This is a genomic window from Parasphingorhabdus sp. SCSIO 66989 (assembly GCF_032852305.1).
Taxonomy (GTDB): Bacteria; Pseudomonadota; Alphaproteobacteria; order Sphingomonadales; family Sphingomonadaceae; genus Alterisphingorhabdus; species Alterisphingorhabdus coralli.
Window position 1 is genome coordinate 25,754 of the sequence record NZ_CP136595.1, and the last position, 12,178, is coordinate 37,931.

The 12,178-nt window shown below is 54.0% G+C and carries 16 protein-coding genes; 5 read left to right on the top strand and 11 right to left on the bottom strand.

Translation table 11 applies throughout. The features are described from left to right. Position 1: 1 nt before the first annotated feature. The 4 genes from RB602_RS15290 (at position 2) to RB602_RS15305 (ending at position 4,996) form a co-directional block, all read left to right on the top strand. The gene (locus RB602_RS15290; RefSeq protein ID WP_317084705.1) at positions 2–1,189 is read left to right on the top strand and encodes a TraB/TrbI/VirB10 family type IV secretion system protein; all 1,188 of its coding nucleotides are present in this window, start codon (positions 2–4) and stop codon (positions 1,187–1,189) included. Next, positions 1,179–2,204, top strand: a complete 1,026-nt coding sequence (virB11, locus tag RB602_RS15295) for a P-type DNA transfer ATPase VirB11 (protein ID WP_317084707.1) — start codon at positions 1,179–1,181, stop codon at positions 2,202–2,204. The genes RB602_RS15290 and virB11 overlap by 11 nt, the downstream gene beginning before the upstream one ends. A gap of 265 nt (positions 2,205–2,469) precedes the next feature. Next, complete coding sequence (locus RB602_RS15300; RefSeq protein WP_317084709.1) at positions 2,470–4,080, top strand: type IV secretory system conjugative DNA transfer family protein; 1,611 nt, start codon at positions 2,470–2,472, stop codon at positions 4,078–4,080. After that, positions 4,067–4,996, top strand: a complete 930-nt coding sequence (locus RB602_RS15305) for a hypothetical protein (protein ID WP_317084711.1) — start codon at positions 4,067–4,069, stop codon at positions 4,994–4,996. The genes RB602_RS15300 and RB602_RS15305 overlap by 14 nt, the downstream gene beginning before the upstream one ends. Here RB602_RS15305 and RB602_RS15310 read toward each other — a convergent pair whose 3' ends face one another. From RB602_RS15310 to RB602_RS15345, 8 genes are all read right to left on the bottom strand, one after another. Continuing rightward, entirely contained in the window at positions 4,997–5,611 is a 615-nt protein-coding gene (locus RB602_RS15310) for a hypothetical protein (RefSeq protein ID WP_317084713.1), read from the bottom strand. A 5-nt stretch (positions 5,612–5,616) separates the two neighbouring features. Further along, positions 5,617–7,344, bottom strand: a complete 1,728-nt coding sequence (locus RB602_RS15315; RefSeq protein ID WP_317084715.1) for a relaxase/mobilization nuclease domain-containing protein — start codon at positions 7,342–7,344, stop codon at positions 5,617–5,619. Beyond that, positions 7,338–7,892 carry a CopG family ribbon-helix-helix protein gene (locus RB602_RS15320; protein ID WP_317084717.1) on the bottom strand — a complete coding sequence of 185 codons (555 nt, stop codon included), beginning with the start codon at positions 7,890–7,892 and terminating at the stop codon, positions 7,338–7,340. The genes RB602_RS15315 and RB602_RS15320 overlap by 7 nt, the downstream gene beginning before the upstream one ends. 267 nt (positions 7,893–8,159) lie before the next feature. Beyond that, positions 8,160–8,486, bottom strand: a complete 327-nt coding sequence (locus tag RB602_RS15325) for a hypothetical protein (RefSeq protein ID WP_317084719.1) — start codon at positions 8,484–8,486, stop codon at positions 8,160–8,162. A 145-nt stretch (positions 8,487–8,631) separates the two neighbouring features. Further along, a complete protein-coding gene (locus tag RB602_RS15330; RefSeq protein WP_317084721.1) occupies positions 8,632–8,901 on the bottom strand; it encodes a zinc finger domain-containing protein in 270 nt (89 codons plus the stop codon). A gap of 168 nt (positions 8,902–9,069) precedes the next feature. Continuing rightward, positions 9,070–9,468: a hypothetical protein gene (locus RB602_RS15335; RefSeq protein WP_317084723.1), complete on the bottom strand. Its 399-nt coding sequence runs from the start codon at positions 9,466–9,468 to the stop codon at positions 9,070–9,072. Next, on the bottom strand, positions 9,465–9,626 hold the full coding sequence (locus RB602_RS15340) for a hypothetical protein (RefSeq protein WP_317084725.1): 162 nt from the start codon (positions 9,624–9,626) through the stop codon (positions 9,465–9,467). The genes RB602_RS15335 and RB602_RS15340 overlap by 4 nt, the downstream gene beginning before the upstream one ends. Before the next feature lie 3 nt (positions 9,627–9,629). Beyond that, complete coding sequence (locus RB602_RS15345; protein WP_317084727.1) at positions 9,630–9,818, bottom strand: hypothetical protein; 189 nt, start codon at positions 9,816–9,818, stop codon at positions 9,630–9,632. 291 nt (positions 9,819–10,109) lie between these two features. Between RB602_RS15345 and RB602_RS15350 the strand changes: the two genes are divergently transcribed. After that, positions 10,110–10,262: a hypothetical protein gene (locus tag RB602_RS15350; RefSeq protein ID WP_317084729.1), complete on the top strand. Its 153-nt coding sequence runs from the start codon at positions 10,110–10,112 to the stop codon at positions 10,260–10,262. 298 nt (positions 10,263–10,560) lie between these two features. Here the strand turns inward: RB602_RS15350 and RB602_RS15355 are convergent, their stop codons facing one another. From RB602_RS15355 to RB602_RS15365, 3 genes are all read right to left on the bottom strand, one after another. Continuing rightward, complete coding sequence (locus RB602_RS15355; RefSeq protein WP_317084731.1) at positions 10,561–10,827, bottom strand: hypothetical protein; 267 nt, start codon at positions 10,825–10,827, stop codon at positions 10,561–10,563. Positions 10,828–11,552: 725 nt separating this feature from the next. Next, complete coding sequence (locus tag RB602_RS15360; RefSeq protein ID WP_317084733.1) at positions 11,553–11,858, bottom strand: hypothetical protein; 306 nt, start codon at positions 11,856–11,858, stop codon at positions 11,553–11,555. Positions 11,859–11,929: 71 nt separating this feature from the next. Continuing rightward, on the bottom strand, positions 11,930–12,178 hold a 249-nt coding region (locus tag RB602_RS15365; protein WP_317084735.1), incomplete at its 5' end, for a hypothetical protein.

The window sequence follows — 12,178 nt, forward strand, 5'->3', positions numbered from 1 at the left end:
TGTGAGCGACACTATCAACAGAGACAGCACGGAAAATCCTTTGCCAGCGGCGAATGGTGGCGACGGCGACCGTAAGGAATCTGCTTCCGCCAAGGTCGGCGCGAAAGTCGATATGAAGAAGCTCGCGCTGTTTGGCGCGGGTATCTTCGGTCTGGTGGCTGTCGGTTCAGGTGCTTTTAACAGCGGTGGTGGCGATGAAGAAAAGCCGGATCGTGAGCCGGTGGAAGTCACCATGAAAGAAAGTGACCCTGTATCTGATCGCTTGAACACGCAAGCGATTGATCCGGTGGACGGCGCGCCATTGGAGCAACCGGGAGAGGAAGTCCCTTCCTTGAATGGCGAAGCGCCCGTAACGGGTGTCCAACCGCAAGGGCAGGGGCTTAGTGATGCTGAAAAACGCAGGCAACAGCGTTTGGCAGAACTGGAAGCTATGCGCCGTTCTCCGGTCATCGTGATGGCCGGAACAGGTGGGCAAACGGGTGTGCTTACAGGTGCGGCTAGATCCAATGCGTCATTGCCTGGCTCTGCCGGCGATGCGCAATCTAGCCAAGCGAGCGCTGGAAGTGATTTTAACGACAATTTTCAGGGGCGGAAAATCAACCGCATACGCGGCGGTTTGCAGCCTAATCGCAATTTCACGATAGAGGCCGGTTCGCAGATACCGTGCGTCCTGCAAAATGCGATGGACAGCACCCTATCGGGGCTGGTGACGTGTGTGGTGTCGAGTGATGTTCGCTCGGCAACAGGCAGCGTCATTGTGTTGGATAAAGGCACCAAGATTATCGGCGAATATAAGGGCGGTATTCAGGATGGTCAGTCTCGGCTGTTTGTCATTTGGAATCGTGCTGTTACGCCGGAAGGCGTGTCTATGAAACTATCTTCACCCGCAACGGATGCGCTGGGCAGGGCAGGGCTGGAAGGCGATGTTGAAAACTTCTTCTTCAAGCGCTTTGGCGCTGCATTGCTGCTGTCGATTGTTGGCGATTTAGGTTTTGCGCTGCAAAATGAAATAGCAGGGGCGCAACAGACGTTCAGAGCACCTAACCAGGTGGCGCAGCAATCGGTCAATCAGAATATCAGCCCGGTCCTGCGCGCTCCGCAAGGCGCTATTCTGAATGTAATGGCGGCGCATGATTTGGACTTCTCCAACATCTATTCATTGCGGCTGCGACCAGCTCATGCGCGATAAGAAATTTGATTTATCGCTGCTGACAGAGCTGCTGATTCCATTTCAGGAGATTTTGGCGCGTGATGACATTACCGAGCTGGTGATTAACCAGCCCGGTATTGTTGCTGTGGAAACCCGCAAGGGCTGGGAATGGATAGAGGATGATCGCTTTGATATGGCGCGTTTGCAGCGCGTTGCCAAGCTGGTTGCCAATTCGACCAGCCAGACGCTCGATGCGACCAAGCCGTTGCTCTCGGCCGTTCTTCCGACTGGTGAACGTGTCCAGGTAGTAGCGCCGCCTGCTGTCGATGAAGGCAGCTTTTCAATGACCATTCGCAAGCCTTCCTCAACGAAATTGAGCTTGGATGATTTGGACAATTACGGATTGTTCAAAAAGACAGCAAAAGGCGGTGAAGTCGTCGATCCTGTTAAGGATGAATTGGCGGGGCTTTTTAATGCAGGGGAGTGGGCGAAGTTTCTGCGCGCTGCGGTGATCGGTAAGCAAAATATCCTGATTTCCGGCTCAACCGGATCGGGCAAAACTACACTTTCCAAAGCGCTTATTGCAGAGATTCCATTAGACGAACGATTGCTGACAATCGAAGATACGCGCGAACTGGAAGCACCGCATAAAAATGTGGTGCATATGATTTACTCAAAAGGGGGGCAGGGCAAAGCGCCGATTTCGGCAAAAGAGTTGCTGGAAGCAAGTTTGCGGATGCGGCCTGATCGGATATTGCTGCAAGAGCTGCGCGATGGCACCGCTTTCTATTATCTGCGGAACGTCAATAGCGGCCATCCTGGCTCTATTACCACTGTCCATGCTGACAGCGCAGAGCTGGCCTTTGAGCAGCTTACCTTGCTGGTCAAAGAAAGTGATGGCGGCTCTGATCTTGCCCGTGATGACATTCGCGCCATGCTTACCTCGTTGGTTGACGTGGTTGTGCAAGCAAAGAAGGTGGAGGGCGAGTTTTCGGTAACGGAAATATGGTGGGGCGGTGCGACCAAAAAAGCGGAGCTGCGCTATGCAGCTTGAGCGCGGTCATATCATCCTCGCTGTGTGCCTGCTTCCCATATGGCTGCTGATTGTAATGCTCGGCTCGGTCATAGGGCTGGGCGTTTTTTCTTTGGAGATGAATTTTGCCGGGATACCGCAATTTCTTTGGCAAAATATCCATATCGCCGATGTAACCAGGGCAATGCAGATAAGCGGGCTGGTGGGTTTTCTGATCTGCATTTTTATATTTTATGGTCTCGTTCACAAGCCGGTCAAATTGCATGGTGATAGTCAATGGGCTGTCATGAAAGATTTGAAAAAAAGCGGCCTGATGGCGAAGAAGGGCTTGATGCTGGGCAGCTTTAATGGCCGGGAGATACGGCTAGGCGGGCAAGAGCATGTCTTTGTCGAGGCTCCGACGCGGGCCGGTAAAGGCGTTGGCGTTGTCATCCCGAATTTGTTGGACTGGCATGGGTCAACGGTGGTTCTCGACGTAAAGCACGAGAATTACGAAAAGACAGCCGGGTATCGACAGCAAGAGCTGGGGCAACAGGTGTTGCTATTCGATCCGCTTAATAATCAGTGCAAAAGCTGCCGCTATAATCCGCTGGGATATATCAACCGCTCTGATCCTATTGAAGTCATCGCAGAGCTGCAAAAGATAGGCCAGATGCTTTACCCTGAACCTAAGGATGGGGAAACCTTCTGGCTGGATAGTGCCCGCTCCGCCTTTATGGGCATAGGAGCCTATATCGCAGCGCATGATGGGCAAGAGGGCAGAGAGGAACTGCCTTTCACCATAGGGGAGATATACAGGCAGATTACGCGGCCTAACTCCAAGCGACACTGGCACAATATCATCAATGAGCGCAAAGGGGCTGCTGCGGGTCTGTCGCGGCAATGTCGCGATGCTATCAGCGATTTTGTCTCGTCCAGCGACAACACATATTCCGGTATTCGCCAAACGCTCACGTCGCGGATTAATATATGGGTTAATCCGTTCTTGGACTATGCGACCAGCGCCTCTGATTTCGAGATACAGGAATTGCGGGAAAGGCCGATTTCGCTCTATCTCGGAACGTCGCCTGATAATATCGAGGTTGTTGCGCCGCTCTATAATCTGCTGTTCCAGCAAATACTGGACATTACGATGCGGACGCTGCCGGAAAAGGGCGTCTCTGATATTCAGGTGCTTTTGCTGATGGATGAATTTGCGCGGCTCGGTAATGCGCTGAACCTCGCTAATGCTTTCTCGCTTGCTGCTGGCTATGGCATCCGCCTTATGCCGGTGGTGCAATCCCGGTCACAGCTCCGGCATACCTATGGGCCGGATAAAGCCGACGAGATTATTGCCAACTGTGGTGCAGAGCTGATTTTTGGCGTCAAAGAACAAAAGATTGCCGATGAACTGTCAAAGCGGTTGGGAACCTATACGTTCGAGGCAAAGTCGCGCAATCGTAAGCGCTGGGAGTCGTTTGAAAGCTCAACGTCAACGAGTGACCAGCGGCGCGACCTGATGAATCCCGATGAAATTAAGAAGATGCACCCGGACAATATGCTTTTGTTCAGGGCCGGGACGCCTTCAATCAAAGCGCGCAAGCTCAAATATTATGAAAGCCGTAAATACAGCCAGCGCAGCGAGATACCCGCGCCAATCTTGCCGGTTCTTTCATTATCCGAGATTCTGTCTAGTGAAAAAGGCGCCGCAATAGCACCGCCTAACGATATGGAAGGCGGTTCGGTTCGAGAATGGGTCGAGCGGCGCTTCTATGAGAGCAAAGCTTCGGATTTCATGCCATTGGAAGATAGGCTTCTATGGCTGCGCGATAACATGGCTAACACGCCTGATAGTGAAGCCGAACGCGAAAACGCATCAACCGTAATAAATGACAGGAGTAAATATGTCGCAGGATGACACTGGTAGCGTTCAATCGCTTGATGATGTTCGCGCCTCTTTGGAAAATGGCAATAGCACCGAACAGCTCAAGGTAATCGGTGAGCAAATTATTGAAGTGGCTGACACTATGGATATGAATAGTGAGGGCAAAGCTCGTTTTGCGACAAACGCGATCAATGAGGCGCGGGCATTGCAGCAAGAAGGCCGTGAGCCTCGTGCGGAAATTCGAGAAGAAGCAAAATCCCGATCTGATGGTGAACAGCTCAATAAAGACCAGGAAGTTGAAAGGGATTTAGCGGCGAGCATGAAGGGTTTTGAGAAGATGGCGGAATTAGACAGGACTGATAGGGGAGCTATGAGTATTGAGCAACGGGCGGAACATGCGGATAAGCTCAACGAAGTTCACCTTGCGGCCGAAATTACCTACGCCGCTGCTCTCGAAAATATCAGGAACGGCAACGGCCTTGATGCTGCGGCGCAATTTGCGGAAAAACATGCCGATACAAGTCCCGGTATTGCGCGTCAGGTGGCTAGAGCGGCTGAACAATCGAGAGATGTTGGAGGTTTAGACAGTCCAGAGCAAAATAGTGAAGCGATACAGCGCGCCATTGAACAGCCTGATTCCGACCGTTTTAGATTTGAACTGGTCGCTATGGATCATTACCGTAATGATCCTGATAAGAGAAAAGAGCATTTTGACAGGTCTATCGAACTAGCTGAACGTGGCATCGGGACAGGATATGCGGAGCTGGTGGTTAGTGGGAAAGTGGATAGCTCGTTGGACGGTCAGGAGAAAGGTCAGCTTGGTGTAGCGCTAGAAAAATATGCAGAGCGTAACGACACTATGCAAGCGCATATTCGCCACGAGGTTGAGGGCAATCAAGAGCGAAGCCAGGAAAGGGAAATGCATAAGGACGCTGGCCCTGACCGTTAATTAGCGGTCATGGGATTTGTCGGCCGCGTAATCTGGCTCTGATGCCAGATCCCGAACGCGGCGGGCTTCATCGTCTTTGTGAGGATCATTAGTGACCCGCTGGTCCTCTGAACTCGGCTCCGGCATATTGTCCGGGGCCGTTTTTTCATGTTCCTGCGCTTCGGCCTCGATGCCGCGTTGCGCCAATTCGCTTTGGACCAGCTCAAGGCCATGCCGGTCGGCCGCAACCTGAATCTGATTTTGCGATTTCAAGCCTTCTACATATGCATCGCGCAATTCGCGTAAGGTATCATCCGCAATCATCGCTATATCGGCCCGTAGGGCGTCTATGCGGGCAAATTCGGTCGGCGCTGGTATCTCGGCAGGGTAATTGTCGAGAAAGGCGCTCATGACCGGCGATTGCAAGATATGGTCGGGGATAGCGCTGGACGGTTTAACTCCGGCATGAATCTGACCGCTCAAGTCAGCTATCGTTAGAAGGTAATCGCGTGTGCGCCGGTTTTCCGCGATAACCCTTTTTTCAAGCTCGCGGTTGCTTTGCTCAAGCTGCTCGAGCTTCTCTGTAAGGCCCTTAAACAGCTCGCGAAGAACGCCGAGCAATACCTTGTCGTCCATTGATCTTATCCTCGTGATTTGTCGCGGTCGCGCTCGCGGGTCTTATCCAGTATTCGCTGTAGGGCTTCATCTTGGTTATCAGGTTCAGCCGGTGGTGCCGGTTCATTGAGCTTGTCGGCGCGTTCGGTTTTGAGCTTATCGGCAATGGCCTGCAAGTCAGCCAGTGCGTCGTCAACCTCCTTGTCCTGGCCCTGCGGGGCATCGCTATGCGATGGCGCTGTGCGGCTATCCTCTCGGTCGTCACCGGCGCTAGCGCGGCCCTGCGGGGCGTCACTGCGTTCCGGCTTGTCATCCTGAACAGATTTGTCCGATGACAGTTTATCAGCCATGGCCTGCAAGTCAGCCAGTGCGTCGTCAACCTCCTTGTCCTGGCCCTGCGGGGCATCGCTATGCGATGGCGCTGTGCGGCTATCCTCTCGGTCGTCACCGGCGCTAGCGCGGCCCTGCGGGGCGTCACTGCGTTCCGGCTTGTCATCCTGAACAGATTTGTCCGATGACAGTTTATCAGCCATGGCCTGCAAGTCAGCCAGTGCGTCGTCAACCTCCTTGTCCTGGCCCTGCGGGGCATCGCTATGCGATGGCGCTGCGCGGCTATCCTCTCGCTCGTCACCGGCGCTGTCGCGGCCCTGCGGGGCATCGTTTTCCGACTTATCGGCAACCGATGGCGGTTCATAATCCTTCAACTTGTCGAGCTGGTCCAAAGTCTCTGCAAAGGCATCTCTCGCTTCACGATTGATTGGCAACTCCGTAGCGCGGGTGAGGTTTTGCGAAACGCTGTCTTTGTCGGGCTGCTCTTTAAGATGCTCTTTCAAGCGAAAGTCCAGGTCATTTGCATACGCGCCAATAACCTTACCGGCCTGCCTATACTGATCGTCCTCGGCGCGCTTCAATTCGTTCGCAGCATCGCGATAAACCGAGATTGTATTGCGCAGCTCCTTAATTTCATATTGGGTAATGCCGACTGTTTCTAATCGTTCGTCGAAACGGTCTGCGCGCTTGATCCGCTCTAGCGAAACTTTCTTAAATTCAGGCCAGCGTGTTTGCCTGGGCGTAGCGTTGGCCTCCACTCCGCGCTCGCGCAATTGTTCGGCAAAGCTGTCACGCCAGCGCTGCAATGTCTCGCGGTCGGGATAGGTGCGCTCGCCTGCCTTATTCCTCGCTGCGTAAGTGATGTGAACATGCGGGTGGTCGGTATCGGTATGCAGCGCCATGACATAGCGATGACCGGCAAGCTCTTTCTTTGCCCATTCTCGCGCCGACTCCATTAAAACATCCGCGTCCATCTCTTTGCCGTGCGAGAGCATCATAGAACGGGAAACATCGCCTTTGCGGCGATCATCAAAGCCCTTCACCGCCGCATCATTCCACCGCGCCCATTGTTTCGATATGTCACGCATCTGATCGGCTGTGGTGATGATATTTCCACGCTCGTCCTCAAGCGCGATATTTTCCGCGTTCTTGTCATCGAGCCGAGAAATATAGGCCAGGTTGCCAAAGCTGCCCGCACCCATTTTCTGGCGACCAGTGACCTTAACCATGACCTCCTGGGTGCGCGTGGCGGTTCGCACCATCGTATCAATCGCTTGCTTCTGCGTTTTGAAATGACCGCCGCCAAGCGCGCCGCCAAGTGAAATATTGGGCGTTTGATGCGCGGAACCTTTGCGTCCGCGATAAGCGCGGCCATGTAGTCGATCAACCGAATTGGCAACGCCGGGAGATAGGACAGCTACCATGATGGACGCCAATATTCATTATCGCGTGTGATGGCCTCAAGCGTGATTTGGAACTGCCTATCTATCGTGTCGATTAACCGCCGCTCCATGGCAACAATCTCGTCGATACTCATGCGCAGCTCTGGCTTGTTATCCGCACCAATGGCACCTTTGATAGAGCGCACTGCATCATTGAGATTGCGCCCAATCTTGTCCGTTGCGCCAACCGCTTTCATGATCGCTTCCACGGTTTGCTTGGTCTGTATGATAGGCTCGTCGCCTTCAAAAAAGCGGGCGTATAGCAGCGTTCGGATATACTCGGCAGGCTTCATATGGAGCGCATCACAATGGCGCTTCACCGCGTCATAGGCTTTCCCGTCAATGATAAATTTCAATGTCACGCGGCCATATCTGTCTGCTTTATTCGGCTCTGTCTGCGCGCTTTCCGGCTCCACTAATTGAGCCAGCACAAAGCGAATAAGCTCGCTGCGCGATTGCCCGCGCTCGGCAGCATACGCATCAAGAGCGTTGGCTAGATCATCCGGCATTTTGACCAAAATCTGACGCAAAACAATCTCCAAGCCCCGTGCAGCGGACGACCATTTCTGCCTAGCGTATATACGATTGGCCTAAATGGTCTATCCTGCCTTCTCCCTTCCTATAAACCAAAGGTGTTAGGAAGTCTACAAATCACAGAAGAAAATATCTCTATTCGCGCCAGAAGCGTGAATCCTTTTAAAACAAAAAAAGCCGCCCATTAGGGCGGCTCCTGAATCTAGCTAAGGTAAAACGCGGATGATGAATTACGGGCGCGTTTTGCGCAGATGGTGGCGGCGCTAGTCGCCGTCACCATCGCGGTCATGAGCGCGGACGCCATCGCCAAAGAGCATCAGCGATCCGAACAGGATGTGCGGAGCCTTAGCGACAATGAAAAGCGCCAACGGCACAATCGCCATGCGGAATATCAGCGTATTGCCGGAAAACGTGTCCGGCCCCAGCGCAACGCCAACCAGATAGTCAGCGCCAAAAGCCAGCGCCAGGATCAAAGACACTATCGCACCAATGTAGCGATACACGATTGCGAAAGCTGCCCATGCGGCAAACGCGATCAATGCCCAATGAACATCGAGCGTAGTTGCCAATGAATGAAACGGTGGTTCCATGATCGTTCTCCTTGCGGTTGTTCGCCCCAATCTGGCAACCGCAAGTGAACGGTCATCATGAAGAACGATACGTGAACACTATAACGCGCTGGAAAGTAATCGGCAATGAACAAAAGGAAGCCCGCCATAGGCGGGCTTCCTTTTGTTAGAATAATTGTAGCTGGTCGGACGGTTCGGACATATCCGGTGCAAGGCCGTTGGGGTCGATAAGCCAGGTGTTGTTATCTGACCTAAAGACTGCGGCGGCATTACCGTGCTGCTGAATAAATATCTGGTCGGCCAAATCTTTGAGGGATCGATGGAAGTCGCTCGCCTTATGCCCTGATGGGCGGTAGCAATAGACGCCTGCGGCTTTACCACACTCGGGGCATCTAACGGCCATTACTGGATGCGGATAGGCTGTGAAGTCGATCATGTTTACCTCTTAATTAGAATGCGAAACTGCTTTGCGCTGGCCCGTGCAATGCGAATTTTCCCCATTGCTCGCCAGTCTTTTCATCTAGGGCTGTCACCAACACGGGTGGTAATGGATCGCGTTCTTGGTGGCTCGGACACCAAGGGTTAGGGCAAGGCGAAAGCTCTGTCATGATAGCATCCCTATCTGATCTTCAAGGGTGACTAGCCACTGACGAATTTTGGCAAGCTCGGTGCTGTCCGATTCCTCGCGGGTCGGATTTACTCTCTCGCGTAATTCTTCAATCGCGTAATAGAGCGCATCATTTTTGGAGGCTGCAAACCGTCCCCATTTCGCTCCGACATAATAGGAACTGCCGCGCAACCCTGTGTTAAATGATGTGGACCAAAGCCAATGATTATCGTCATGCTGGTGAAGCTGTATTCTCGCACTATCCCACGCCATGCGCGGGTGCTCAAGCGTGAACGTCTCGTCTGCCTCGCCCGCTATAACGGAACCATCCGGGTCAACAGGCAAGCGGATCATTGGTGCTGGCGAATAGCTGAACAATGCAAATTGATCGGTCATGACGTTGCATCCTGATTGAGATACTGACCAACAATCTCGCCGCGATCCCATGCGCCGGAAAGAATGGCTTTCCAGCATATCGTGCCTGATACATAGCGACGTGCTGCACATAGTCTTGCTCTGCGTAATTTCGGCTCAACGCCTCTGGTGCTAACCATGGTTCAAGCCTCCTTGGGCAATGTGTGAATATAGACCTCAATGGTCTTTTCTGGTTCGACTGCAATTCGACCATACTCATTTGGTTCGCCGGTAAGCCCATTGTCAGCAATGATTTGAACCGCTGCTTCTATGGATATTTCCAGTGTTGTCTGATGGCCATAACGGTTAGGGATAATCAGATATGCCTTCATTGTTCTTGTCCTCTTAAATAGGGGCTTCGCCCGGTTCCAAACATGGAACCGGCGAACGCCCTCCGGGCGACGGATGGGGGAGAATTTTGGAAAGGGGTCGGTTTTTGTGGGGGGCTTCCCGGCTGCAAGAGCCTATCGGAGCTGGTGGGGCATGATCCGCGCAGCGGATCCGGCACACCTAGCGCAGATTGGTGATGAAGCTGGGGGGACCGCAAAAACCGCCAAGCGAGGGAGCGCAGCGAGCGAGACGGTCCAGCCCCTCTAAAATTCGGGGGCAAGGCCCCCGCGCCGATGCCGGTTTACCGGCGTCGGGAAACAAAAGACCAGGCGCAACGCGCATGGTCGATCATCACCAGTGCGGCCCTGGGCCGCGCTGTCCTGTTGAGCGGTGATGCCGGGGGCATCATCGCGCCCTGGCTGCGGCTGCGAGGGCATGGCCAGTGATAGAGGCAGCGCCGCTATCGCTGGTCTATGGTCGAGCGGTCGCTTCGCTGCCTAGCAGCATCGGCCCTGTTGCCGATGGCTGCGCGGCGGCGGCGGGTGAATTGCGAGGGAAGCGAGATTTGACCGGCTCGGCCCGGTCACAATCGAGCGCGCCAAGCAAGAGGGCTGCTTAAGCCCTGATGCGAGAAAAACCCGGCTCGCTCCGGGTGGTTTCGAGCATCGCCGCTACATACGAAAAGCCCGCCTAGTGCAAAGCACCAGGCGGGCGGTCGTGTCAGCCTCTGGTGCTAATCATGGATCAAACCTCCTGCGCTAAGAAAGCTGTGATAATGTTGTCATAATTCAGGGCATCACTGTTCTTGCCCTCAAGCATTTCTGCAAACTCAGTTTCGCTAACTGGCTTATCGAGACTATGGCAAGTTACAGTTATATTATGAGCTTTGTTCAGCCTCTTAGCCTCTGCGATCATCTCATCGCGCGATGCTGTGAAGAAATAGCTCCAAGTATCTTTCGTATCCGATAGCTGTGCAGTAGCAACAAACAGTGTGAAATCTGAATTTAACATGATTGACTTCCCTTCTTTCTTAAATAGGGGCTTCGCCCGGTTCCAAACATGGAACCGGCGAACGCCCACCGGGCGACGGGTGGGGGAGAATTTCGGATTGAGGGCCAGTTATTGCGGTGGGCTTCCGGCTGCAAGAGCCTATCGGAGCTGGTGCTGGATAATCTGCGTATGCAGATCCACAGCACCTAGCGCAGATTGGTGATGAAGCTGGGGGGACCGCAATAACTGCCAAGCGAGCGAGCGCAGCGAGCGAGACGGTCTAGCCCTTCTGAAATTCGGGGGCAAGGCCCCCGCGCCGATGCCGGTTTACCGGCGTCGGGAAACGAAAGACCAGGCGCAAGCGCATGGTCGATCATTACCAGTGCGGCCCTCGGCCGCGCTGTCCGTTTGAGCGGTGATGCCGGGGGCATCATCGCGCCCTGGCTGCGGCTGCGAGGGCATGGCCAGTGATAGAGGCAGCGCCGCTATCGCTGGTCTATGGTCGAGCGGTCGCTTCGCTGCCTAGCAGCATCGGCCCTGTTGCCGATGGCTGCGCGGCGGCGGCGGGTGAATTGCGAGGGAAGCGAGATTTGACCGGCTCGGCCCGGTCACAATCGAGCGCACCAAGCAAGAGGGCTGCTTAAGCCCTGATGCGAGAAAAACCCGGCTCGCTCCGGGTGGTTTCGAGCATCGCCGCTACATACGAAAAAGCCCGCCTAGTGCAAAGCACCAGGCGGGCGGTCGTGTCAGCCTCCGGTGGTGAAATAGCGCAGCAACAGAACGGCAGCGCCAATGCTGGCGGCAACTGCGCCTATGCCGGTAAACAGCACTTTGAAGCGCTCGGTTTTGGTTTCCATCTGGCGCTGCGCAATCTCTGCCTCGATCCGCGTTATATTTTCGCTCATTTCTTTGCTGGTGAGGCGGGCAAGCTGGATTTCTTGCAATACCTGTTCTTGCTGGGCGCGATGAAGGCTCGCCTGCGACAATGCCGCATCGATGTCGGCCATTGTCTTGCGCACGTTCAACTGGTCAGTATCAAAAGTCGTCGCCATGGGTGTCTCCTGTTTCTCAATATAGCGGTAGGCGGTTAAATTTCCAAGAAGGGTGGGAAGGCTGCGGTGCGCTAGTCTCGCTCAAGGATCGCGGCAACATCTTCGGCAATGTCATTGCCCTGCGTATCAACGAAAAGCGTATAGCCTTGCTCCAACTGATCGCGGACCATGAGGTTAGAAAAATTGCCCTCTGCGGTGCGGACCAGCCAGTTCGCAATATAGGTATCGTCATCTATGGGGTGATGCCATAGACACCGTATTTCGCAGCCTGCCTTGCGCAGTTCTTCGCGCAACGTGGTGAAGGGTGTGTTCTTCATGAT

Coding starts and splice junctions, on each gene's coding strand:
- RB602_RS15350 (WP_317084729.1), top strand. CDS start 10,110: ATGCCGGTTTACCGGCGTCGGGAAACAAAAGACCAGGCGCAACGCGCA.
- RB602_RS15340 (WP_317084725.1), bottom strand. CDS start 9,626: ATGGTTAGCACCAGAGGCGTTGAGCCGAAATTACGCAGAGCAAGACTA.
- RB602_RS15300 (WP_317084709.1), top strand. CDS start 2,470: ATGAAAGATTTGAAAAAAAGCGGCCTGATGGCGAAGAAGGGCTTGATG.
- RB602_RS15325 (WP_317084719.1), bottom strand. CDS start 8,486: ATGGAACCACCGTTTCATTCATTGGCAACTACGCTCGATGTTCATTGG.
- RB602_RS15335 (WP_317084723.1), bottom strand. CDS start 9,468: ATGACCGATCAATTTGCATTGTTCAGCTATTCGCCAGCACCAATGATC.
- RB602_RS15315 (WP_317084715.1), bottom strand. CDS start 7,344: ATGGTAGCTGTCCTATCTCCCGGCGTTGCCAATTCGGTTGATCGACTA.
- RB602_RS15330 (WP_317084721.1), bottom strand. CDS start 8,901: ATGATCGACTTCACAGCCTATCCGCATCCAGTAATGGCCGTTAGATGC.
- RB602_RS15360 (WP_317084733.1), bottom strand. CDS start 11,858: ATGGCGACGACTTTTGATACTGACCAGTTGAACGTGCGCAAGACAATG.
- virB11 (WP_317084707.1), top strand. CDS start 1,179: ATGCGCGATAAGAAATTTGATTTATCGCTGCTGACAGAGCTGCTGATT.
- RB602_RS15310 (WP_317084713.1), bottom strand. CDS start 5,611: ATGGACGACAAGGTATTGCTCGGCGTTCTTCGCGAGCTGTTTAAGGGC.
- RB602_RS15345 (WP_317084727.1), bottom strand. CDS start 9,818: ATGAAGGCATATCTGATTATCCCTAACCGTTATGGCCATCAGACAACA.
- RB602_RS15305 (WP_317084711.1), top strand. CDS start 4,067: ATGTCGCAGGATGACACTGGTAGCGTTCAATCGCTTGATGATGTTCGC.
- RB602_RS15355 (WP_317084731.1), bottom strand. CDS start 10,827: ATGTTAAATTCAGATTTCACACTGTTTGTTGCTACTGCACAGCTATCG.